Annotated in this window: 21 protein-coding genes; 8 read left to right on the top strand and 13 right to left on the bottom strand. The window is 66.0% G+C overall.

All coding sequences use genetic code 11. From position 1 onward, the window contains the following. Positions 1 to 211 precede the first annotated feature (211 nt). The 4 genes from CAG31_RS08150 to CAG31_RS08135 are packed head-to-tail and all read left to right on the top strand — an operon-like array spanning position 212 to position 5773. A complete protein-coding gene (locus CAG31_RS08150; protein WP_085579710.1) occupies positions 212 to 1375 on the top strand; it encodes an isovaleryl-CoA dehydrogenase in 1164 nt (387 codons plus the stop codon). 12 nt (positions 1376 to 1387) lie between these two features. Continuing rightward, positions 1388 to 2995, top strand: a complete 1608-nt coding sequence (locus CAG31_RS08145) for a carboxyl transferase domain-containing protein (RefSeq protein WP_085579708.1) — start codon at positions 1388 to 1390, stop codon at positions 2993 to 2995. Between the two features lie 13 nt (positions 2996 to 3008). Beyond that, positions 3009 to 3824, top strand: coding sequence for a gamma-carboxygeranoyl-CoA hydratase (locus tag CAG31_RS08140; protein ID WP_085579707.1), 816 nt, complete (start codon positions 3009 to 3011; stop codon positions 3822 to 3824). Then, entirely contained in the window at positions 3824 to 5773 is a 1950-nt protein-coding gene (locus tag CAG31_RS08135) for an acetyl/propionyl/methylcrotonyl-CoA carboxylase subunit alpha (protein ID WP_085579705.1), read from the top strand. The genes CAG31_RS08140 and CAG31_RS08135 overlap by 1 nt, the downstream gene beginning before the upstream one ends. A gap of 39 nt (positions 5774 to 5812) precedes the next feature. On the opposite strand, the gene CAG31_RS08130 is transcribed toward CAG31_RS08135, so the two are convergent. After that, positions 5813 to 6469: a LexA family transcriptional regulator gene (locus CAG31_RS08130; RefSeq protein WP_085580093.1), complete on the bottom strand. Its 657-nt coding sequence runs from the start codon at positions 6467 to 6469 to the stop codon at positions 5813 to 5815. Between the two features lie 130 nt (positions 6470 to 6599). On the opposite strand from CAG31_RS08130, the gene CAG31_RS08125 reads away from it, so the two are divergent. Continuing rightward, positions 6600 to 6938, top strand: a complete 339-nt coding sequence (locus CAG31_RS08125; protein ID WP_085579703.1) for a DUF6124 family protein — start codon at positions 6600 to 6602, stop codon at positions 6936 to 6938. 475 nt (positions 6939 to 7413) lie between these two features. Then, positions 7414 to 8565, top strand: coding sequence for a M14-type cytosolic carboxypeptidase (locus tag CAG31_RS08120; protein WP_085579701.1), 1152 nt, complete (start codon positions 7414 to 7416; stop codon positions 8563 to 8565). 74 nt (positions 8566 to 8639) lie between these two features. Here CAG31_RS08120 and CAG31_RS08115 read toward each other — a convergent pair whose 3' ends face one another. The 5 genes from CAG31_RS08115 to CAG31_RS08095 form a co-directional block, all read right to left on the bottom strand. Further along, the gene (locus CAG31_RS08115; RefSeq protein ID WP_085579699.1) at positions 8640 to 9185 is read right to left on the bottom strand and encodes a cytochrome b; all 546 of its coding nucleotides are present in this window, start codon (positions 9183 to 9185) and stop codon (positions 8640 to 8642) included. Next, positions 9182 to 10300, bottom strand: a complete 1119-nt coding sequence (locus tag CAG31_RS08110) for a catalase family peroxidase (RefSeq protein WP_085579697.1) — start codon at positions 10298 to 10300, stop codon at positions 9182 to 9184. Before CAG31_RS08110 ends, CAG31_RS08115 begins: the two co-directional genes overlap by 4 nt. A 120-nt stretch (positions 10301 to 10420) precedes the next feature. Beyond that, positions 10421 to 11185: an enoyl-CoA hydratase-related protein gene (locus CAG31_RS08105; protein ID WP_085580091.1), complete on the bottom strand. Its 765-nt coding sequence runs from the start codon at positions 11183 to 11185 to the stop codon at positions 10421 to 10423. A gap of 54 nt (positions 11186 to 11239) precedes the next feature. Beyond that, positions 11240 to 12565 carry a hypothetical protein gene (locus CAG31_RS08100; protein WP_085579695.1) on the bottom strand — a complete coding sequence of 442 codons (1326 nt, stop codon included), beginning with the start codon at positions 12563 to 12565 and terminating at the stop codon, positions 11240 to 11242. Then, positions 12562 to 14157 carry an amino acid adenylation domain-containing protein gene (locus tag CAG31_RS08095; RefSeq protein WP_085580089.1) on the bottom strand — a complete coding sequence of 532 codons (1596 nt, stop codon included), beginning with the start codon at positions 14155 to 14157 and terminating at the stop codon, positions 12562 to 12564. Before CAG31_RS08095 ends, CAG31_RS08100 begins: the two co-directional genes overlap by 4 nt. 232 nt (positions 14158 to 14389) lie before the next feature. On the opposite strand from CAG31_RS08095, the gene CAG31_RS08090 reads away from it, so the two are divergent. Together CAG31_RS08090 and CAG31_RS08085 are read left to right on the top strand one after the other, a co-directional pair. Then, complete coding sequence (locus CAG31_RS08090) at positions 14390 to 14896, top strand: RNA polymerase sigma factor (RefSeq protein WP_085579693.1); 507 nt, start codon at positions 14390 to 14392, stop codon at positions 14894 to 14896. Next, positions 14893 to 15645, top strand: a complete 753-nt coding sequence (locus CAG31_RS08085; protein WP_085579691.1) for an anti-sigma factor — start codon at positions 14893 to 14895, stop codon at positions 15643 to 15645. Before CAG31_RS08090 ends, CAG31_RS08085 begins: the two co-directional genes overlap by 4 nt. A 180-nt stretch (positions 15646 to 15825) precedes the next feature. Here CAG31_RS08085 and CAG31_RS08080 read toward each other — a convergent pair whose 3' ends face one another. From CAG31_RS08080 to CAG31_RS08050, 7 genes are all read right to left on the bottom strand, one after another. Next, positions 15826 to 16797 carry a spore coat U domain-containing protein gene (locus CAG31_RS08080; protein ID WP_085579689.1) on the bottom strand — a complete coding sequence of 324 codons (972 nt, stop codon included), beginning with the start codon at positions 16795 to 16797 and terminating at the stop codon, positions 15826 to 15828. Continuing rightward, positions 16794 to 19151, bottom strand: a complete 2358-nt coding sequence (locus tag CAG31_RS08075; protein ID WP_085579687.1) for a fimbria/pilus outer membrane usher protein — start codon at positions 19149 to 19151, stop codon at positions 16794 to 16796. The genes CAG31_RS08080 and CAG31_RS08075 overlap by 4 nt, the downstream gene beginning before the upstream one ends. Before the next feature lie 82 nt (positions 19152 to 19233). Further along, the gene (locus CAG31_RS08070; RefSeq protein ID WP_085579685.1) at positions 19234 to 20016 is read right to left on the bottom strand and encodes a molecular chaperone; all 783 of its coding nucleotides are present in this window, start codon (positions 20014 to 20016) and stop codon (positions 19234 to 19236) included. Between the two features lie 34 nt (positions 20017 to 20050). Beyond that, positions 20051 to 20551 (bottom strand): spore coat U domain-containing protein, encoded by a 501-nt coding sequence (locus CAG31_RS08065; protein WP_085579683.1) that lies wholly within the window; start codon positions 20549 to 20551, stop codon positions 20051 to 20053. A 3-nt stretch (positions 20552 to 20554) separates the two neighbouring features. Continuing rightward, on the bottom strand, positions 20555 to 21091 hold the full coding sequence (locus CAG31_RS08060; protein ID WP_085579681.1) for a spore coat protein U domain-containing protein: 537 nt from the start codon (positions 21089 to 21091) through the stop codon (positions 20555 to 20557). Between the two features lie 19 nt (positions 21092 to 21110). Continuing rightward, complete coding sequence (locus CAG31_RS08055) at positions 21111 to 21644, bottom strand: spore coat U domain-containing protein (protein ID WP_085579679.1); 534 nt, start codon at positions 21642 to 21644, stop codon at positions 21111 to 21113. Positions 21645 to 21760: 116 nt separating this feature from the next. Then, a complete protein-coding gene (locus CAG31_RS08050; RefSeq protein WP_371856104.1) occupies positions 21761 to 22294 on the bottom strand; it encodes a spore coat U domain-containing protein in 534 nt (177 codons plus the stop codon). Between the last annotated feature and the right edge of the window lie 244 nt (positions 22295 to 22538).

The raw sequence follows: 22538 nt of genomic DNA, 5'->3' as shown, positions 1-22538 counted from the left end.
TGCGATTTTGCGACCGCTTCGCGCTCCAGCGGGAGCAAGCTCCCTCATCACAAAGAGCGACGCCGGTCTTTCAGAACTGGCTCTACTCTCGCTCAAGTTGACGTTAACGTAAAGGGTGATTGACAGCCATTCGTCACAGGCTTACGTTAACGTAAAGGTGAGAGCCGAACCGCCGCCCTCCCCACCCGACAAAAAAGCCAAAAGGTGACCCATGAGCTACCCAACCCTGAACTTTGCCCTCGGTGAAACCATCGACATGCTGCGCGATCAGGTTCAGTCCTTCGTCGCTGACCAGCTCGCCCCGCGTGCCGCCCAGATCGACAGCGACAACCTGTTCCCCGCCGACATGTGGCGCAAGTTCGGCGACATGGGCCTGCTCGGCATCACCGTGCCGGAAGAGTACGGCGGCGCCGGCCTGGGTTACCTGGCGCACGTGGTGGCCATGGAAGAGATCAGCCGCGGCTCGGCCTCCGTCGCGCTGTCCTACGGCGCCCACTCCAACCTCTGCGTCAACCAGATCAACCGCAACGGCAACCACGAACAGAAAAGCAAATACCTGCCCAAGCTGATCAGCGGCGAACACGTCGGCGCCCTCGCCATGAGCGAACCGAACGCCGGCTCCGACGTGGTCTCGATGAAACTGCGCGCCGACAAGCGCGGCGACCGCTTCGTCCTCAACGGCAGCAAGACCTGGATCACCAACGGCCCCGACGCCAACACCTACGTGATCTACGCCAAGACCGACCTGGAAAAGGGCCCTCACGGCATCACCGCCTTCATCGTCGAGCGCGACTGGAAAGGCTTCAGCCGCAGCAACAAGTTCGACAAGCTCGGCATGCGCGGCTCCAACACCTGCGAGCTGTTCTTCGATGACGTCGAAGTGCCGGAAGAGAACATCCTCGGCGTGCTCAACGGCGGCGTGAAAGTGCTGATGAGCGGCCTCGACTACGAGCGCGTCGTGCTGTCCGGCGGCCCGACCGGGATCATGCAGGCGTGCATGGACCTGATCGTGCCGTACATCCACGACCGCAAGCAGTTCGGCCAGAGCATCGGCGAGTTCCAGCTGATCCAAGGCAAGGTCGCCGACATGTACACCCAGCTCAACGCCAGCCGCGCCTACCTCTACGCCGTGGCCCAGGCCTGCGAGCGCAACGAGACCGCCCGCAAGGACGCCGCCGGGGTGATCCTCTACACCGCCGAACGCGCCACGCAGATGGCCCTGGACGCGATCCAGATCCTGGGCGGCAACGGCTACATCAACGAATTCCCGGCGGGCCGTCTGCTGCGTGACGCCAAGCTGTACGAAATCGGCGCCGGCACCAGTGAGATCCGCCGCATGCTGATCGGTCGCGAACTGTTCAACGAAACCCGCTAAACGGAGCTGTCCATGGCAATCCTGCACACCCAGCTCAATCCCCGTTCAGCGGAGTTCGCCGCCAACAGCGCGGCGATGCTCAAGCAAGTGGACGCCCTGCACACCCTGCTGGCCCAAGTGGCCCAGGGCGGCGGCGCGAAAGCCCAGGAACGCCACACCTCGCGCGGCAAGCTGTTGCCGCGCGAGCGGATCAACCGTTTGCTCGATCCGGGCTCGCCGTTCCTTGAGATCAGCCAACTGGCCGCCCACGCGGTGTACGGCGAAGATGTACCCGCCGCCGGCGTGATCGCCGGCATCGGCCGGGTCGAAGGCGTCGAATGCATGATCGTGGCCAACGACGCCACGGTGAAAGGCGGCTCGTACTACCCGCTGACCGTGAAGAAACACCTGCGCGCCCAGACCATCGCCCAGCAGAACCGCCTGCCGTGCATCTACCTGGTGGACTCCGGCGGCGCCAACCTGCCGCGTCAGGACGAGGTGTTCCCGGACCGCGAACACTTCGGGCGGATCTTCTTCAACCAGGCCAACATGAGCGCCATGGGCATCCCGCAGATCGCCGTGGTCATGGGCTCGTGCACCGCCGGCGGCGCGTATGTGCCGGCGATGGCCGACGAAGCGATCATGGTGCGCCAGCAGGCGACCATCTTCCTCGCCGGCCCCCCGCTGGTGAAGGCCGCCACCGGCGAGGTGGTCAGCGCCGAAGACCTGGGCGGGGCCGATGTGCACTGCAAGGTCTCCGGGGTGGCCGACCACTACGCCGAAAGCGACGAACACGCCCTCGCCCTCGCCCGCCGCAGCGTGGCCAACCTCAACTGGCGCAAGCTCGGCGAAGTGCAGCAACGCGCGCCGATCGCCCCGCTCTACGGCAGCGACGAGCTGTACGGCGTGGTGTCCGCCGACGCCAAGCAGCCGTTCGATGTGCGCGAAGTCATCGCCCGGCTGGTGGACGGCTCGGTGTTCGATGAGTTCAAGGCCCTGTTCGGCACCACGCTGGTGTGCGGTTTCGCTCACCTGCACGGCTACCCGATCGCGATCCTGGCCAACAACGGCATCCTGTTCGCCGAGGCCGCGCAGAAAGGCGCGCACTTCATCGAACTGGCCTGCCAGCGCGGCATTCCGCTCTTGTTCCTGCAGAACATCACCGGGTTCATGGTCGGCCAGAAATACGAGGCCGGCGGCATCGCCAAGCACGGCGCGAAACTGGTGACCGCCGTGGCCTGCGCCAAGGTGCCGAAGTTCACCGTGATCATCGGCGGCAGCTTCGGCGCCGGCAACTACGGCATGTGCGGCCGGGCCTATGACCCGCGCTTCTTGTGGATGTGGCCGAACGCGCGGATCGGCGTGATGGGCGCCGAACAGGCTGCCGGCGTGCTGGTTCAGGTCAAGCGCGAGCAGGCCGAACGCAGCGGCCAGGGCTTCAGCGCCGAGCAGGAATCGGAGATCAAGCAGCCGATCCTCGACCAGTATGAAGAGCAAGGCCACCCCTACTACTCCAGCGCACGGCTGTGGGACGACGGCGTCATCGACCCGGCGCAGACCCGCGACGTGCTGGCCCTGGCCTTGTCCGCGTCGCTGAACGCGCCTATCGAACCGAGCCGCTTCGGCGTGTTCCGGATGTGATCGGGAGAACCTCATGAGCGACTTCAACACCCTCGAACTGCAGAGCGACCCACGGGGCTTCGCGACCCTGTGGCTCAGCCGCGAAGAGAAGAACAACGCGTTCAACGCCGAGATGATCCGCGAGCTGATCCTGGCCCTCGACAAGATCGCCAGCGACGCCAGCCTGCGTTTCCTGCTGGTGCGCGGCCGCGGCAAGCATTTCAGCGCCGGGGCTGACCTGGCCTGGATGCAGCAGTCGGCCGAACTGGATTACCACACCAACCTCGACGACGCCCGGGAACTGGCGGAACTGATGTACAACCTCGCCAAGCTGAAGATCCCGACGCTGGCCGTGGTGCAGGGCGCGGCGTTCGGCGGCGCGCTGGGCCTGATCAGTTGCTGCGACATGGCCATCGGCACCGACGATGCGCAGTTCTGCCTGTCGGAAGTGCGCATCGGCCTGGCGCCGGCGGTGATCAGCCCGTTCGTGGTGCAGGCCATCGGCGAGCGTGCGGCGCGGCGCTACGCCCTGACCGCCGAACGCTTCGGCGGCCAGCGGGCGCGGGAGATCGGCTTGCTGTCCGAGAGCTATCCGGCCGACGAGCTTGAGCACAAGGTCGCGCAGTGGGTCGACAACCTGCTGCTCAACAGCCCCGCCGCCCTGCGCGCCAGCAAGGAGCTGCTGCGCGAGGTGGGCAACGGCGCGCTGACTCCGGCCCTGCGCCGCTACACGGAAAACGCCATCGCCCGCATCCGTGTAAGCCCCGAAGGCCAGGAAGGCTTGCGCGCCTTCCTGCAGAAACGTCCACCTAGCTGGCAAGCCGCAACCACCACCAAGGAGCCGCGTTGATGAGCGCACCTGTTCTCACCACCCTGTTGGTGGCCAACCGCGGCGAGATCGCTTGCCGGGTGATGCGCACCGCCAAGGCCCTGGGCCTGACCACCGTCGCCGTGCACAGCGCCACCGACCGCAACGCCCGGCACAGCCGGGAAGCGGACATCCGCGTCGACCTGGGCGGCAGCAAGGCGGCCGACAGCTACCTGCAGATCGACAAACTGATCGCGGCGGCCAAGGCCAGCGGCGCCCAGGCGATCCATCCCGGCTACGGGTTCCTTTCGGAGAACGCCGGGTTCGCCCGCGCCATCGAAGACGCCGGCCTGCTCTTCTTGGGCCCGCCCGCCTCCGCCATCGATGCCATGGGCAGCAAGTCCGCCGCCAAGGCCTTGATGGAAACCGCCGGCGTGCCGCTGGTGCCGGGCTATCACGGCGAAGCGCAGGACCTGGACACCTTCCGCGAAGCCTGCGAACGCATCGGCTATCCGGTGCTGCTCAAGGCTACGGCCGGCGGCGGCGGCAAAGGCATGAAAGTGGTCGAGGACGTCAGCCAACTGGCCGAAGCCCTGGCCTCGGCCCAGCGTGAGGCGCAATCGTCCTTCGGCGACTCGCGGATGCTGGTGGAGAAATACCTGCTCAAGCCGCGGCACGTGGAGATCCAGGTGTTCGCCGACCGTCACGGCAACTGCCTGTACCTGAACGAGCGCGACTGCTCGATCCAGCGTCGGCACCAGAAGGTCGTCGAAGAGGCCCCCGCGCCCGGCCTGAGCCCCGAACTGCGCCGGGCCATGGGTGAGGCGGCGGTGCGTTCGGCCCAGGCCATCGGCTATGTCGGCGCGGGCACGGTGGAGTTCCTGCTGGATGCCCGCGGCGAATTCTTCTTCATGGAAATGAACACCCGGCTGCAAGTGGAACACCCGGTCACCGAAGCCATCACCGGGCTGGACCTGGTGGCCTGGCAGATCCGCGTCGCCCGGGGCGAAGCGCTGCCGATCACCCAGGATCAAGTGCCGCTGAACGGCCACGCCATTGAAGTGCGGCTGTACGCGGAAGACCCCGCCAACGATTTCCTGCCGGCCACCGGCCGCCTGGCGCTGTACCGCGAATCGGCCGCCGGGCCGGGTCGGCGGGTGGACAGCGGCGTGGAGGAAGGTGACGGGGTTTCGCCGTACTACGACCCGATGCTGGGCAAACTGATCGCCTGGGGCGAAGACCGGGAACAGGCGCGCCTGCGTTTGCTGAGCATGCTCGATGAGTTCGCCATCGGCGGCCTGAAGACCAACATCGGCTTCCTGCGGCGGATCATCGCGCATCCGGCCTTTGCCGCTGCGGAACTGGATACCGGGTTCATTCCCCGTTATCAGGAACAATTGCTGCCGGCGCCTAGCGCATTGAGCGATGCGTTCTGGAACGCGGCGGCGCAGGCCTTCGCGCAAAGCCTGCCGGGTGCGGCACGGGCGGATGACCCGGCTTCACCGTGGTCCTTGCACAGCGGTCTGCGCGCGGGCTTGCCGCAAGAGATCACGTTGCATCTGAGCTGCGAGGGACAGGATCGGGCGTTGACCCTCGGCGCCGCCGGCGACGCCAGGCTGATCGGCGAACAATTGTCGATCGAACGCGACGGCCTGCGTCGTCAGCACCGGGCGATCCGCCACGGGGAGGCTCTGTACCTGCAATGGGACGGCGAATGGCGCCGCATCGAAACCTACGATCCGATCAGTGCGGTCGAAGCCAGCCACAGCCACCAGGGCGGCCTGACGGCGCCCATGAACGGCAGCATCGTGCGTGTGCTGGTCGAGGCCGGGCAAACGGTCGAGGCCGGCGCTCAATTGGTGGTGCTGGAGGCGATGAAGATGGAGCACAGCATCCGCGCGCCCCACGCCGGCGTGATCAAGGCGCTGTATTGCCAGGAAGGCGAAATGGTCGGCGAAGGCAGCGCGCTGGTCGAGTTGGAAGAGGCGTAAAAGGAAGATCGATCCTACGCCTGGCGAGGATCGATCCGACTAGAACCTGGCTGTTGCCTGCACCACGACACCGATGATTCGACACGCGTCGGTGAACAGGGCTTTCGGCCAGGTCGGATTGAGCGGCAACAGGTAACGCTGGCCGCCCTCTTCGATCAGCTTGCGGAAAATCGCTTCATCGCTGTCCGCCCATTGGGCGATCACCAGTTTGCCCGGCTCCGCCTCCAATGCCGGATCCACCAGGATCAGCATGCCTTCGGCGATGCTCGGGCCGCTGGGCGCCGTCATCGAGTCCCCCGTCACCAGCAGCCAGAACGCCGCGCCGCGGGCATGGTAGTCCGTCAGTTCGAAGCGGCGCTTGTCCTGGACGCCCGCATACGCAGGTTCGGCTTCACGCACCTGCAGGGGCTCGCGCCAGTCGTTGACGGGGTAGCGGAAGTACGGGTTGTACTTCTGCGCCAGCGGCATTCCCTCGTCGGCGTCCGGCTGCGGTTCGCGGATCACCAGCGCCACCTCGAGAAAGTCCATTCCCAGCGCCTTGAGCACCCGGTTCATCTCATCGACGCCCGGCTCCCGACGCTTGTTCAGCCAATGGCCGATGCCGCCCTGAGACATGCCGACGCGTTCGCCGAGCTCGACTTGAGTGACTTTGAGTTCACTCATTTTGGCCTTGACCAATTCAATCCATTTATCCATGTGCGGCACCATACGTGGACGCCTTCGGCCAGCAAAACACATATTGTAGTATTTAAATTCTGGTCACAAATACGACGAGTATTATGCTTGGGTCATGGATTCAAACACGAACAGGGAGTGACCTCACGCCATGAACATCACCAGCAAAGACTTGCCCGACCTGCAGATCGACACCACGCTCACTTCACCTCAAGGCAGCGCTGCCGCGCAACGCGCACTGGACTATTACTTGAAACCGACTGTGTCCGAGCCCGACACCGAGGACCGCTTCTTCGGCGTCAACCGCAACCTCAGCAGCGAAGAATCCCTGGTGCATGCCTCCGACCTGCTGCGCTGCGCGGCGGCAACGGCGATCAAGGCCACGGACGGGCTGCAGGGCGTCAGTCGGGATCTGGCGTTTTCGGTGGTGCACATGGTGGACATGGCACGGGCGATGGTCGATCACTCGCTCGATGGCGGCGGTCATTGAGGAACGGAATCGGATCGGAAAGATTTTTCCGATCGCGCAGATAAAATCATTTGACTTGCAAATGATAATGATTATTATTGGACGCAGCTGGTCGCGAGACCGGCCGATGGACCAGAGACCTTAGGTCGGTCTTCTGGACTATCTCCTCATCAGGCTAATCACGGTTTTTGACCCGGCTTTTTGCCGGGTCTTTTTTTTGCCAGTTTTCTGGCTTTTGGCTTCAGGCTAATGAAGTCTTCAGGTGCTGCAAATTCAGTGGCGCGGATAATATCAAAAGAATATCGCTTGGCAAGCCGAACCCCGCCTCACCGGCCCCAGACAATGACATTTAGCACTTGAGAACCAATCGCACAGCCACTAAGCTGCCTGCGCGTCATGGAGGACGCCCCCACCCGCACACCCCGCAAATTCCCTCGGTTTCACCCCTGTCTTGCGTGTAGAGTAGCCACCATAAAAATCCTGTTCAGGAACCGATATGACCGTGGCCAAATCTTCGTTCGACATCAGCGCCAACTTCGACAGCGGCAACATCCAGGTTGTCGACATCAGCAACCCGCTCAACCCGGTGCTGGCGATCCGCCCTGACACCCGCAGCAACCATTTCCAGTGGTTCCACTTCAAGGCCAGCGGCCTGCATGTCCACCAGGAGCATTGGTTCCGCCTGGTCAACGCCAGTCAATCGTCCTACAACAAAGCCTGGACCGGCTATCAGGCGGTCGCCTCCTATGACCACGTCAACTGGTTCCGCATTCCGACCCAATTCGAAGGCGACAGCCTGCGCTTCTGCCTCGAAGCCGAGCAGACCCACGCCTGGTTCGCCTACTTCGAGCCCTACAGCCGCGGCCGTCACGACTGGCTGATCGACCAGGCCCTGACCAAGGCCGGCACCGAACTGCTGGCCACCGGCAAGAGCGTCGAAGGCCGCGACATCCAGCTGCTGCGTAAGGGCAGCGGCGCCGAGGGCCGGCGCAAGGTCTGGATCATCGCCCAGCAGCATCCCGGCGAGCACATGGCCGAATGGTTCATGGAGGGGGTGATCGAACGCCTGGAGCGCCACGACGATCCGGTCTTGAACGCACTGCTGGCCAAGGCCGATCTGTACCTGGTGCCGAACATGAACCCCGACGGCGCGTTCCACGGGCACCTGCGCACCAACGCCATGGGCCAGGACCTGAACCGCGCCTGGCAGACCGCCAGCCAGGAAATCAGCCCCGAAGTCCTGTTCGTGCAGCAGCAGATGGAAACGTACGGCGTCGACCTGTTCCTGGATATCCACGGCGACGAGGAAATCCCGCACGTGTTCACCGCCGGCTGCGAAGGCAACCCCGGCTTCACGCCGCGCCTGGAGAAACTCGAAGAGGATTTCCGCAGCCACCTCAAGCGCATCACCAAGGACTTCCAGACCAAGCACGGCTACACCCGCGACGAACCGGGCCAAGCCAACATGAACCTGGCGTGCAACAGCGTCGGCCAGCGGTTCGACTGCCTGTCGCAGACCCTGGAGATGCCGTTCAAGGATCACGACGACAACCCGAACGCCCTCACCGGCTGGTCGGGCAAGCGCTCCAAGCAACTGGGCAAGGACGTGCTGACCGCCATCGCCGAGATCGTCGACGGCCTGCGCTGATCTCCCCTTGCACCAAAAAAAGATCGCAGCCAGGCTGCGATCTTTTTTTGCGACGGCGATTCGCGCTCAGGCGGTCAGCCGCGATCCCGCCCGCGCAACATGCTGTCGAGCACGCCATCGCGGCGCACCCAGCCGTGGAACAGCGCGGCCGCCAGATGCACCAGCACCGTCACGAACAGCAGGTACGCCAGATAACCGTGGGCCTTGCGCAACAGCGCGAACACCTGCGCATCGGCCGGCAGGATCGACGGCAGCTGCAGCGAACGGCCCAGCATCACCGGGTCGCCCGCCGCGCTGATCATCGCCCACCCCAGCAGCGGCAGCACCAGCATCAGCCCGTACAGCAGGACATGGGACGCCTTGGCCGCCATCGCCTGCCAGCCCGGCAGGTCTTCGGGCAACGGCGGCTGGCGGGTGGAGAACCGCACCAGCAGCCGCACGACCGCCAGCGCCAGAATCGCGATGCCCAAGGGCTTGTGCAGGTTGATCAGCCATTCATGCCGCGCCGACACCGAAGCGACCATGCCCGCGCCGATGAACAGCATCGCGATGATCATCAACGCCATCAGCCAGTGCAGCAGCCGCGCCGGAAACGCAAAATGGGTCGGTTGCTTGCTCATGGGCGAGCCTCCTGTCGGGTGGCGGGCAATTGGCTGACTTCACTGGTGCGGCGCAGGTAGGAATCGGCGTAACCGGCCGAACGGGCGGCCAACAGCGGGTCGTCTGAACCTTCGATGCCGGCCGGCAGCACCAGCGGGTCGTAATTGATGTCACGGCACTCGCCGCTCAGTTGCGGTTGCGTCTTCTCCAGCACCAGCGTGCCGGCGTTCAGCACCTTGCGGCCGGCGGGCCAGGCCTTGCTCGCATCGTTCACCGGGTCGGCCGGGTCGGCCAACGTGATGTTCAACTGAAAGCGCAGCGGCCCTGCGGCCAGGCGCTGCACCAGATCCTTATCCAGAAAGTCGGCGCCCTCCGGCGCAGAAGCGCCGGCGGCGTCCTGGGCCTGCGGCGCCATGCTCCAGCGCACCGCCTGCTTTTTCCCGCCGGCGTCGACCAGGTAGAACGCATTCACACTGTTGTAGGTTTCCGTGGCATAGCTGGCCGACGGCTTGGCCGTCTTCACCCAAGTCAGGAACGGCACCGTTTCCGGGTGGGCGGCGAAGAACGCCGGCACCTTCGACGGGTCAGGCTTGCCGGTGGCCGGATCCGGCGACTGCGCCTGCAACAGTTGATAGAACGCCTCGGGCGTGCCCACCGGGAACACCGGCATGCTGTTCATGCCGGTGCGCCATTGCTGCCCGTTGGCTTGCTTGAAGCGCAGGGCCAGGCTGCGGATCGGCACACTGCCGTCCGGCGCATAGGGACTGCCCGCCGGCAAGGCGAATCGGCCGACCACGGGCGTGACGGGCTCGTTGAACACTTGCGCGGCGGAAAACGCCCGCGCCTCGCCGCTGCTTTCGAAATGCCCGATCACGCACACACCCTTGGCGTGGTTGCGGCGAAAGCCTGGGTGGATGCCGTTGTTCTTCTCCAGCACATCGACCAACGCCTTGGGCGTCAGGCGTTGCGGGTCGAAGCTGCCGTGCACGTAGGCAAACGCCCCGGCCACTGCGGCAACCACCACGGCAATGCCGGTCAAGCGCACTAGCAGGCTTGCGGCCCCCAACGGCGGAAGCTGCGGCCCGCCGGGTGGTGAAGTGTCGGGCGAGCGGTTCGGTGAACTGCGATCAACCATGAAAGACTCCAGGGCCATCGGCCATAGGAAAAGGTGCTATGAGACGAACGCCTCGTAGGATTATTCCCTTTGAACTGTAGTTTCTTTCAGTTAATCGCGAGCGAGCCGGTGCTCAGTTGTCTAGCTCCGGTTGAAGCAAGGCTCGCGTTTCTCCAGGAAGGCCTGCATGCCCTCCTTCTGCCCCGGCGTGGCGAACAAGGCATGAAACGCACGGCGCTCGGACAGCACGCCTTCGCGCATCCCCACCTCAAGCGCACGGTCCACCGCCTCCCGGGCAGCCAGCGTGGCCGGCCGGGAGAAACCGCTGATCCGCTGCGCAATCGCCAAGGCCTGCTCCAACACGTCCTCGTCGCCCGTCACCCGAGAGACCAGGCCGGCCCGCTCCGCCTCATCGGCGGACATCGAACGCCCGGTCAGAATCATGTCCATCGCTTTGGCGCGCCCGACCAGGCGGGTCAACCGTTGGGTGCCGCCCATGCCCGGCATCACGCCCAAGGTGATTTCAGGCAGGCCGAACCGGGCGGATCCGGCCGCGACGATCACGTCGCACATCATCGCCAGCTCGCAGCCCCCGCCATAGGCATAGCCGGCGACGGCGGCGACTTTCGGCGTACGCAGCCCGGCGAACGCATCCCAGCCGGAAAAATAGTCTTCCTGCACCATGTCCAGGCAAGACTTGCCGTGCATTTCCCTGATGTCGGCACCGGCGGCAAAGAAATCCTTTGTTCCGGTCACCACGAAACAGCCGACCGCAGGATCGCTGTCCAGACGTTGCAGGGTTTCGATCAACGCCTGCATCAAGGGGGTGTTCAGCGCATTGCGCGCCTGCGGACGATTGAGCCGGACCAACACGACACGCCCCAACCGCTCGACCAAAATATTCACATTCGTCATCCTGATTCTCCTCAATTGATGTGCGACAGCCGCGACGGCGGCGTGTCAGGAATCCCAGATCGCGCCGTAGGCCGGAATGCCCCGCGCTTCCATCTCCTCGACCACCAGCTCGGTCAAGTGCTGGTTGGAGATGCAGATCACCGCCTCCGCACCGAAGGAACGGACGGCCGCGTACGCCAAAGCCACCAGATCCGGTTTTCCCGACTCCCGGGTATCCCAGATCAGTGCCTCGGGCTGAGCTTCGAGAATCTCGTCCACCAGCGCATCGCCGTAGGTGGCCCTCGGGCTGCGCGCCGACCAGACCAGGCGCGCCGGCACCTGTCCGGCCAACAGGTGAGGCAGGACCGGGCCGATGCCGCTGCCGGTGGCGATGTACACCACCGACTTGAACAGTGTTTCGATGCGGGCCACGCCCGCCGTGGTGATGCCTTTGACCCAGACGTGGGACGGCGGCTGTTCGATGAAGGAACCGGTCCAGTCGCCCGCCCGGGAAATGATCAGGCGAAAGCCGTTTTCTCCCGGCGCGGGAATGTTGGCGAAGGCGTGCCATTCCCACAGCGGGTGACGGCTGATCGCAATGGAAGAGCCGGTGAACGGTGTGTGATGGGTGAACCGGGCAATCACCGCATGCGAGGAGGGCCTGACCCATGTCACCGGGACTCTGCGCAGGCGCAGCCACGGCAACGCGATGCTGCACGTGACCACCAGCAGCGCCCAGAACGGAGGCGACCCGACAAGCACCTGCGCCAGCGGATCGGCCGGATGCCGGTCGGCTGCGAACGCCAGCGTCATCGCCCAGAACAACCCGAGCGCCGTCCACCCGCCGAACCGGTGCATCCGTTCGAAGCCGTTGTGATAGCGCGAGCGAATCCGCGGCAACGCCAGCACCGCGATCAGCGCCAGCAGCCCGAGCAGCGTACCGCTGATCCCCAGCAACGTGAGCGAAACCCCGTCGCCCGCGCTACTGCGCCAGGCCAGCGAACCGAAGAACGCGGCGAACCAGCCGATTGCCGCCACCGCCGCGCCGCTGTGCAGCCCCCCGAAATGGTAGACCTTGGCCAGCGAGCGGCGCACCGCCAACGGCCACGTCGTCGGCACGCGCGTCGCCAGCCAGAACAACAGGTTGATGAGGTACTGCTGGCGGATCAGCACCGCCAACGACAGGTTGACCACCACCAGGTTCACCAGCGTCTGCAAGGCGATGCCCGTCGGCGACCACCACTGCCCACCCGTCAATCCGTACGCCAGCGCCATGCAATTGCCCGCGATCACCATCGCGAACAATCGGTTGTAGTGGGAGAACAGCGGCAGCGTTCCCAGGCGGCGCCAAAGCGGGCGCCGCGCCGGGAGGCCCGGATCCAGCCCCTTCATGCCGACACCTCCTGCCCGGTGCCTGCACCCTGCGCCAAATGCACCTGCGCCCGTTCCAGCAACAGACGCTTGTCGGCCTTGCCCCTGGAGGTCAGCGGAATGTCGTCCAGCGCCAGGATCAGGGACGGGACGCAGTAATAGGCCAGCCGCTCCTCGCAGCGTCGCCGTGCGGCGTCGATGTCCGTGCCGGCCGGCGAGACGAAGGCCACCAGGCTCCGGTCGTCGAGCTTCAGCGTGACCGCGCGCTCACAGCCCGCCGACGACTCCAGGACCGCGGACACCGCATCGAGCTCCACCCGAAACCCGCGCACCTTGACCTGGTCATCGACGCGCCCGAGGTGTTCCAGTTCGCCATCCTCCGTCCAGCGGCCCAGGTCACGGGTGCGGAACATCAGCCGGCCCCCTCCGAGGAACGGATCGAGCCGATAGCGTTCGGCCGAAAGCTCAGGGTTGCCGAGGTAGCCGGCCGTCACGCAATCGCCGCCGGCCCACATTTCGCCCGCTTCGCCCGGCCCGCACAGTTCGCCCGACTCGTTCAGCACATACACTGTGTTGTTCGGCGTCGGCTTGCCGATCGTCAGTGCGCCTTCGCCCCGGTAATGCTGCAGGGTGTTGATGATCGTGGTCTCGGTAGGCCCGCACGCGTTGTAAAAGGTGCAGAACGAGGCCCAACGGTCCGCCAGGGGACGCGGGCACGGCTCACCGGCCAGGGCCACCACCCGCATCCGCGTGCAGCGCGCCGGGTCGAGACGGGCCAGGATCGACGGCGTCGCGATCAGCACATCGCATTGTTCGGCCGTTTCGGCGATGTCCTTGCCGCGGATCAGCAAGGTGGCGCCGTGGGCCAGGCAACCCAGGGTCTCCCAGGCCGCCATGTCGAAGGCGATGTTCAGGATCTGCCCCACCTTGAGCCCCGGGCGCAGGCCGAGGTTGCCGGGAGCGGTCAACAGAATGTTGCAGACGTTGCGGTGGGTGACGCGCACGCCGTTGGGCACGCCGGTGGTGCCGGAGGTGAACAGCACGAAGCACAGCGCCTGCGCCGAGACGTCGTTGCCCGTCGGGTTGTCGTCATCGCCCGCCCCTCCCGGCGTCGCCATGAAGGTGTCCAGTTCGATGCAACGATGTTCGCCGGTCAGCGGGATCGCCTGGCTCAGCGACGACAGCGTCAGCACCACACGGATCGAAGCGACCGACAGGATGTGGTTCAACTGCGCAGCCGGTGTGATGCCGACGTGCTGCGGGACGTAGGCGGCCCCCACTTTCAGCACCGCCAGCATCCCGACCAGCATGGGAATGGAACGCTCGACGAACAGGGCGACATGATCCCCGCCCGCCACACCCTGCGCCTTCAGGTGCGCCGCCAGACGATTGGCCTGGCGGTTCAGCTCGCCGTAGGTCACGGTCTGCCCGAGATGACGGGCGGCGATGCCTTCCGGCTGGTTCGCCGCCTGCGCTTCGATGGCGCGGTGGATCAGGAAAAAGTCGGGCGTGACGGTCGGGCCTTGGCCGAATCGCCGCCACCGGTCATGGTCGGCATTCGCCACAGGCCCGCACCGGGATTCCGACTGACCGCTTATCGCGAGAGTTTGCATGTATAACGTCCCCTTCTGACTCAACAGGTTGTCCGGGCGCATCAGGCATGACTGGCCTGAATGCGCGGTTCCAACGGGTTGAGCGGGAAAACGTTGGGCAATTACAGGGATGACAAAACGCGATGAACTGTCCTACAAAGCTGGTAAAAACATCCTTCACAGGAATGGAATAACGGGCCCCGGGCGGCGTCTTCCTGTCGATGCCGCCTCCGGCCTAGAGCTTGCACCCTCCATGAACACATTCGACGAACAGCTGCGCGAACTGCTCCCCCGATTGCGGCGCTTTGCCGTCTCGCTGACGCATGAAGCCGCCAGCGCCGACGACCTGGTGCAGGCCAGCCTGGAGCGGGCCCTGTCGGGCTGGCGGGACAAGCGCCCGGACGGCGACCTGCGCGCCTGGCTGTTCGCGATCCTCTACCGTCAGTTTCTCGATGCCCACCGGCGTTCGCGGCGCTATGCCCGCATGCTCGAATTCTTCACCGGCCGCGACGACGCCGAACCTTCGGTGGAGCGCACGGTGATCGCCCGCTCCACCCTGCAGGCCTTCGACCGCCTGCCCGCCGAGCAGCGCGCCCTGCTGCTGATGGTGTCGGTGGAGGGCTTGAGCTACAAGGAGGCCGCCGAAGTCCTCGACGTCCCCATCGGCACCGTGATGTCCCGCCTGTCCCGCGCCCGCCAGGCCTTGCGCCAGCTCAGCGACGGCGAAATCAGCAGCCCTTCCCTGCGGATACTCAAATGATCAGTCTGCCCCCCAGCGAGCGTGACCTTCACGCCTATGTCGACCGCCAGCTCAGCGACGCCGACCGGCAACAGCTGGAAACCTGGCTCGCCAGCCACCCGGACGAAGCCGCACAAGTGCGCGCCTGGCAAACGGATGCCCAGCACCTGCGGGCGGCCCTGAGCGGCGCGCTGCAGCAACCGGCCAATGCGCAGCTCGACCCGTTGGCCGTCCGCCAGCGGCTCAAGCGCAACGCCCAGCGCCGCTGGGCCAGTGCCGCCGTCTTGATGCTCGCTGTGGGTGTAGGCGGCTTCGGCGGCTGGCAGGCCCGGCAAATGACCCTGGTGCACGTCCCCGCGCCCATGACCGACGCCTTGCAGGCCTATCGCCTCATCGCCCAGCAAGGCCTGCTGCCGGCGGACTACACCGTGGCCGGCGACAGGAGCATGCAGGAGTGGCTCGACCGTTACTTCGCCCGCGCCAGCCGTTTGCCGGATCTGTCGGCGGCCGGTTTCCGGCCGGTCAGCGGCCGCTTGCTCAGTACCGACGAGGGTCCTGCGGCGATGGTGATGTACGAGGACGCCAGCGGTCACAAGGTCAGTTTCTACCTGCGCCCGCCGGGCCCGAAAAACACGTTCCTGCCCCGTGGCAGCCGCAGCGACGGCGAGCTGCGCGCGGACTATTGGTCCGGCGACGGCTACAACTACGCGATGGTCAGCCCGACCGACACACCGGGGGCGCCGTTGCTCAAGCAGTCGCTGCCCTTCTGAACGTATCCTGGCGGCGCCTTCACCGACGCCATCGCCAGCAGGCTGGCTCCCACAGGCATTGGTGGTGTCTGAGGAAATGGCAGATCACCGCAAATCCTGTGGGAGCCAGCCTGCTGGCGATGAGCCCGACACCCCGGCACCTGCCCCATCGCCGGCCGACGCCCGCAAAATCCCCCCGATTCAGAACCCCACATCCAGCACCACATTGTCCAGGTACGTCCCGGCCGGCGGCGTGGTCTGGTCGGTGTAGACCTTGGCGTTGTAGTTGAAGACCTGGCTGCCGGTGCCCAGCCCGTTGCCGGGATTGACCTCGGCGTCGCTGCTGGCCCGGCGGGCGGCGCCGACGCTGCCCCAGCGGGTGGTGCCGGCGCTCTTGAAGATGTCGTAGGCCAGGTAGTTGCCGCCTGAGACCATCCGCCGCCGCCCGCCGACGCTGACCGGGTTCTGCCCGTCGCTCAGGCCCACGGTGTAGGCGCTGCCCTTGGTGCAGGCCAGGTTGATGGTCTGCCCGGTCACCGGGGCAAAGGCGCTGACCACCGGCGCGCTGCCGAAGGCGATGTTCGGCGCGGTGATGGTGCAGTCGTTGGCCACGGTCATGTTCACCGTCAGCGTGGTGGTGCCGCTGGCGATGTCGCGCCCCAGGCAGAGGCCGCCGATGCCGATGCCGGAGCAGTAGTTCCAGCTCCAGAAGATGCTCAGGGTCTCGCTGTACGTCCCCGCCGCGACGTTGCTGCCGATCGTCGTGCCGAAATACAGCGGCACGGTCTTGGGCGTCGTGCCGTTGAGCAGGCCGAGGGCATCGATGATGCCGTTGCGGGCGAAGTCGTAGGCAGTGCCGCGGGTCAACGGGTAACTGGTGCTGTTGTTGGCGTAGATTGTGTAGCCGATGACATCGCCGGTGGGTCCGAGCAGGCCGCTCTGGGTCGAGGTGACCGTTGCCCAGAAATGATCGTTGCTGGCCAGCAGCGACAGCAGCGAACCGGTGCAACTCAGGCCGGCGTTCAAGGTCGAGCCCGGCTGCGACGTAGTGCGCACGGAAATCGAACTGACCGTGCCGAACGCCACCGGGACGGTGCTGACCACCGAACACAACGCGTGGGCCACGCCCGGCAGCATCAGCGCCAGCCACAGGCAGATCCGCGCGCCGCTCATTGGCACACCAGCGGGCCGATCAGCGGCACCTGATCCTGGTTCACGTCCACGCCGAACTGCGCCTTGCAGGTCTTGCCGCCCGCCAGCGTCACGTGCAGCGAGTTTTCCGCCGACAGGTTCTCCAGGTACACCAGCCCGTCCCAGCCGACCACCGTGCGGGCGCCGCTCTGCTCATGCAGCACGCCGCTGCCCAGCGGCAGCTCGCGCTGCTGCGCGTCCACCAGCACGACGCTCGCGGCGACCACCCGGCTCAGCGGGAACTCCAGCAGATAGCCGCTGCCCCGGCGTACGGCGATGCGCTGCTCGACATTCGGGCTGCGCACGTTGGCCGGCAGGTTCAACGGGTCGATTTCGTACTTGCCGCGGTAGTAGGCGCTGCTCCACGGCACCAGCAGGTGGCCGTTGCGGTCGGTGCGGCCGACCTGCTGATTTTCGTAGCGCACCGGAATGTCGGCGAAACCGTCGGTGCTGACCACCACGAACGCATCGTCGATGCGGTTGGCGGCGAACACCTGGTGGTCCATCCACACCAGCGACCCGCTGGCATCGGCCCAGCGGGTCTCGGCCTCGGACGTGCCGTAGACCCCGGCCTGCAACTGCACCGACTGCAGGCGCCAGGTCAGGTCCGCCTGCCGGTAATCGGCGCCGTCGCCCCTGGCGTAGCCGAGGTTGAAGCCCACGCCGCCCTCGATCGGCACCGCGCGGCTGAAGTTGACCCGTTGCTGCGACTGCCCGGTCTTGCTGCGCTCGCTGCTGACCGCCAGGCTGCCGTACAGGTCGAACGGGATCACCAATTGCGCCTGCACCGCCCAGTTGCTGTCGCCGATCTCGCGGTTGGCCGACAGATAGAAACTGCTGTTGCGCCACAGCGGCTTGCTCCACGTCAGGTTGAGCAACCGGGTACGTGTGTCGTCCGCCGCGCGGATGTCGAAATACCCGGCGCCGAGGCTGCCCCAGCGCTCCAGGTTGACGCTCAGGGTCGCCTGTTCGCTGCGCCGGCTCAGGCTGGCGTAAGGGGTGTCGATCACGCTCAGGTCGGCGTACCGGTCGCGGCGTTGCAGCCGTTGCCAGGAAAAGCTGTAGCGCTGGCTGCTGTACTGGTAGCCCACGCTCAATTGCTGGCCGGTGTCGCCGTCGAACCGGCTTTGGCTGACCGCCGTGTTGAGCACCCCGAAGTTGCCCAGCCGAAGGTTGCCGCCGACGCCGCCCAGCGTCAGCGCCTCGGCGGCTTCGGCATGGCTTTCCAGGGTGAACGCGTCACTGACGCCATACCGCAGGCTGCCCGAGGTCACGCCCGGCCCGTAGCTGAAATCCTTCAGGCCGTAATCACGGCGCAAGGTGCCGGCGGACACCGAGAAATCACTGAGGCCCTTCTGCAGCAGGCTGCTGGTGACATAGAACGGCACGGTGGTCGAGACCTGCCGGCCCAGGGCATCGGTGGTCACCACCACCGCCTCGCCCGCACCGTTGATGAACGGAATGTTGGTCAGGGTGTACGGCCCCGGCTGCAGGTCGGCGCTGCTGGATTTGTAGCCGTTGATGAACAGGTCCACCGAGGACGGCACCGCCGCCTCGCCGGCGAACTGCGGCAGCGGGTAGGTCACCAGGTCCGGGCGCACGGCGAAATCCCTGGAGAACTGAACGCCGCCCAGGCGCACGGAACTGCTCCAGGGCAACGCGCCGCTGACCACGTCGCCGGCTTCGTAGGTCAGCATCCGGTCGTCGTCGGAATAGCGCCAGGCGGTGTCGTAGCGCAGGTAACCGTTGTCCAGGGAACCCACCGCATCGCCCGACAGCGTGCGCCGGTACTGCCCGGTGTTGGACAACGTGCCCCAACTGTCGAACACCCGCACTTCGTTCCACGCCGCCAGGTAAGTGCCGGCGTCGTCAGTGTCGTTGAGGTACAGGTCGTAGTTGAACAGCGCCCCGAAACTGCTCAGCGCCGGGGTGCGCGGGTAGGCTTGGCGGTTGCCCACGAACTGCTCCGGCAGCCAGTCCGGCGGCACGTCGAGCAGCAACCGCTGGCCGGCGCTGTCGTATTCGCTGTGCAGCCCCGGCAAGCCGTCGAGGTCGACCTCGGTGCCCAGCCCTTGCGGCAGGTTCATGCCGGTCTCGCGCAGCGTCGCGACCGGCACGTACAAACGCCCGCCGCGCTGCTCGACCGCCACCACCCGTCCGGTGTTCATCCGGTTCACCACCAGGTCCAGAAACAGCTGCGCATCGCTCACGGCCTCCATGCCGCTGGGAGGCGGCGGCAGTTCGCCGGCCCCGGCCAGATCAACGAACACCAGGCAACACGCGCCGGTCATGAGCCACAACGGACGCAGGATACGTCGAGCCCATCCCGGACTCATTCGCGCTTCACGTCCATCAATGGACTGGTTCCTCCTGATACCGCCACATCCCGTAACGGATTTCACTCACCCCACCGGCCCGCTACCGCGTCGGGGCGATGCTCTGCACCTGCGTCGCACCATTGACGCGCACCTGCAACGCCGCCTCCCCTCCCGGCGGCACCGGTGCCGGCCAGCGCATCACGGCACCGGGCAACACATAGCCCAACAGCCCTTCGGCCAAGGGCCTGCTTTGCCCGCCCTGACGCAACGCCACATCGGTCAACCGCGCATGCACCGCTCCCTGGTTGCGCACCTCCACGAAAGGCCGGCCGTCCACCGCCACCGTGCGCCAGCTCAACTGCGGCACGCCGATGCCCTTGGGGTCACGCTGGCGCGTGCTGTCCTCCTTGCTCCACAATCCGGCGCCGTAGGCGAACAGCGGCACCGAGTAACGCATCTGAAAGCGGATCGCCGCCGCGGTCTTGCCGTCTTCGGCAGCGGGCGGCAAGGCCGACGGGATTTCGTCGATGATGATCCGGTACGCCAGCTCCTGACCGGGCGGGACGTCCTGGGTGCGGGTCAGGCGCACCAGTTGCTTCTGCCCCGGTTCGATCTTCGCCACCGGCGGGCTGCCGATCACTTCGCGCTGGTTGCGGTACTGCTCCTCGAACCCGCTCTGGCTCCAGCCGAACACGCGGATCTGCAGGTTGGCGGTTTCATTGCCGCGGTTTTCCAGCCACAGCGCGCTGGCCTGCTGATCGGCCTCCAGCACCGGGTCGATGGGCCAGATCAGCACCGAACTGGCGGCCTGCGCCTTGAGCGCCGCGGCCAATGCCAGCAGCGGCATCACCCAAAACCGATGCCGTGACGTGAATGCCCCCATGTGACTGCTCCTTGTCGGCCGTCCGAACGCCGTGTCACCACGACAGCTGCACCTGCAGCACGTCGCTGTAAGTCCCCCCAGGCTGATTGCCCGGCAATTGCACCCGGCCGTAGATCGGCAGGCTGATGTTGTTCGCGTCGCTGTAGGTCACCGCCACGCTCTGACCGATGCCCAGGCTCTGGCTGTAGGCGGCATCGCGAAACAGCGAGTAGGCCACCCGCGCACTGCCGCTGTTGAGCTGCAGGTTGCGCCCGCCGCTGCTGTACAGCCCACCGTCGACGGTCATGTTCAGCGCCACCCCCGGCGTGCACTGCAACTGCACGCCCCCCGTCAGCGCCACCTGCACCGTGCCGGTGGCCAGGGCCGAACTCGAACCGAAATTCAAGGCGCCGTAGTTCGACACGCCGCCCACCACCAGGCAGCCCGGCGTCACCGTGGCGCTGACCTGGAAGCTCTGGCTGGTCACCGCCGCCAACGGCAACGGCACGCCGCACCCGCAGAGCAGGAGCAGTGCCGTCCAGCCCTGCCGGCCCATGGGCTAGAACGTCAGTTCGACGGAAATGGTGTCGGTGTAGGTGCCCGCCGGCAGTCCGGCCTTGCCCACCGCCTGACCGTAGATGTTCACGGTCTGGGCCACGCCAGTGCTGGCGGCGAGGTTGATGGTGCCGTCGATGGCCAGCAACTGCGAATGCCCCGCGTCGGTGTACAGGTCGTAGGGCACGTAGTTGGCGACGCCGTCGTACAGCGCCCGCGTTCCCCCGGCGGACTGCCCGTCGTGGGCGCCGGCCCGCACCTTGACCACCGGCGTGGTGCCGGCCGAACAGAGGATCGACAACGCACCGCCCCCGCCGCCCAGCACCTGCCCGGTGGCGGTGGTGAACAGGCTGTTGCTGGTGCCGAAGTTCAGGGCGCCGAAGTTCAGGCCGGACGAACCGCCCGAGCCGTTCACCTGGCAGCTGCTGATCAGGATCAGGCTGGAGGTGATCTGACCGGTGACCGTGGTGGCGGCGCCGGCGCTGGAGGCCAGCGTCAGGCCGAGCAGCGACAGGCCTATCCTTGATGCAAACGTACGCATGGTGTCCTTCCTCTACGGTTTACCAGTCGAGCGTCACCGTCAGGGTGTCGGTATAGACACCGGAAGGCAGCGCACGGGTGTTCGCCACCACCGAGCCAAACACCGGGATGGGTATCTGCGCACCGCTGGTGACAGCGAAATTGTGTTGTTGGCCGATGCTGTAGCTCTGGTGGCCCGAGGCATCGAGGAACAGTTGATAGGGAATGGTCTGACGGCCGTTGCTCAAGCGCCGGGTATTGCCGTCGCCGTGGGCACCGCCGTCGATGGTCACGGTGAAGCCGGTCACCGAGGGGTTGCAGGCGACATTGAGCCGACCGCTGCCCTGCTGGTCGATGCTGGCCTTGAGCGGGGCGTCCCAGGTCGGCCCCTGCCGGCCGAAGTCCAGCGAGCCGAAACCGTCGGCGGGGCTGCCGGGGCTCGCGGCGTTGGTCACCTCGCAGCCGGCGATCAGGGTCAGCCGCGCATGGATCTGCCCGCTGACCACCGCCTGCGCATCCTCGGCGAGCCACAGCAACCCGCCTGCGGCCACCATCAGCCAGTGCTTGCTTGTCATCGCGTGCGTCCCTACTCCTTCAGGTGGTTTCATCACCGCGCCCGACCTTGAGCGCCCTTCCCTTCGCACCCGAATCCGTCGGGCCCTTTACCGGTTGTCCTGCTGCGGACCCTCGCCTACCAGGTGACCGTCACCTTGATCAGATCCGAATAGCGACTGACCCGCGGCACCTCCGCCAGCCGTTCTATCCGCGCATACAGCGGAAGCTCCACCGTGCCGCTGTCCGGCACCCGCCCGCCGAGCGGCACGTTCACACCCAGCGGCACTTGCCGTGCGGCATCCCGGTACAGGCGATAAGGGATGGGTTTGCCGCCCGATGTCCCTGCCAGGTAGCGCACGTCGCCGACGCCGCCATGGAGCCCTCCGTCGATGCGGATCTGGTACGGCGTGTCCGGGTTGCATTCCAGCCGCGGCAATCGCCGGTCGGCGAGCGCAGCCCCCAGTGGCCCCGCCGGATCGTCCAGGCGTGCGGTGCTGCCGAAGTCCAGCACACCCGCTTGGCCGATGCCTGCCTCGCGTGGCTGGCCGATCAGGCGGCAACCGCGCTGCACGTCGACCCGCACCTCGACCTGCAGGTCGGCGGCTGGCAGCGGCGCCGCCAGTGCCCACAACGCGATCGTTTGCCATGCCGTCTTCAGTGCTGCCTTCACGGCCCTGATCCCTGTACGCGACCTGTGCGTCGCAACTGTGTTGAAGGTTAGCAATGGACGACGATTCCGCCAGTCGATTGGATCCAGCGTTCTGACGGGATTTGTTTCGAAAGATTGGCGAACGGTTGACAGTTGCCGCTATGAAAACCTGTACCCGCCGCAAGATGCTGTCCAACATCGGCGTTGCGCCGATGAACCGTGGTGGAAGGCAAACTACCCGTCTGGTTACACTACGCCGCCGAGC

The organism is Pseudomonas sp. R25(2017), from assembly GCF_002112565.1.
In the GTDB taxonomy this organism is placed as follows: domain Bacteria; phylum Pseudomonadota; class Gammaproteobacteria; order Pseudomonadales; family Pseudomonadaceae; genus Aquipseudomonas; species Aquipseudomonas ekonensis.
The sequence above is the reverse complement of the archived record's forward strand: the minus strand, read 5'-3'. Positions and strand labels throughout refer to the sequence as shown.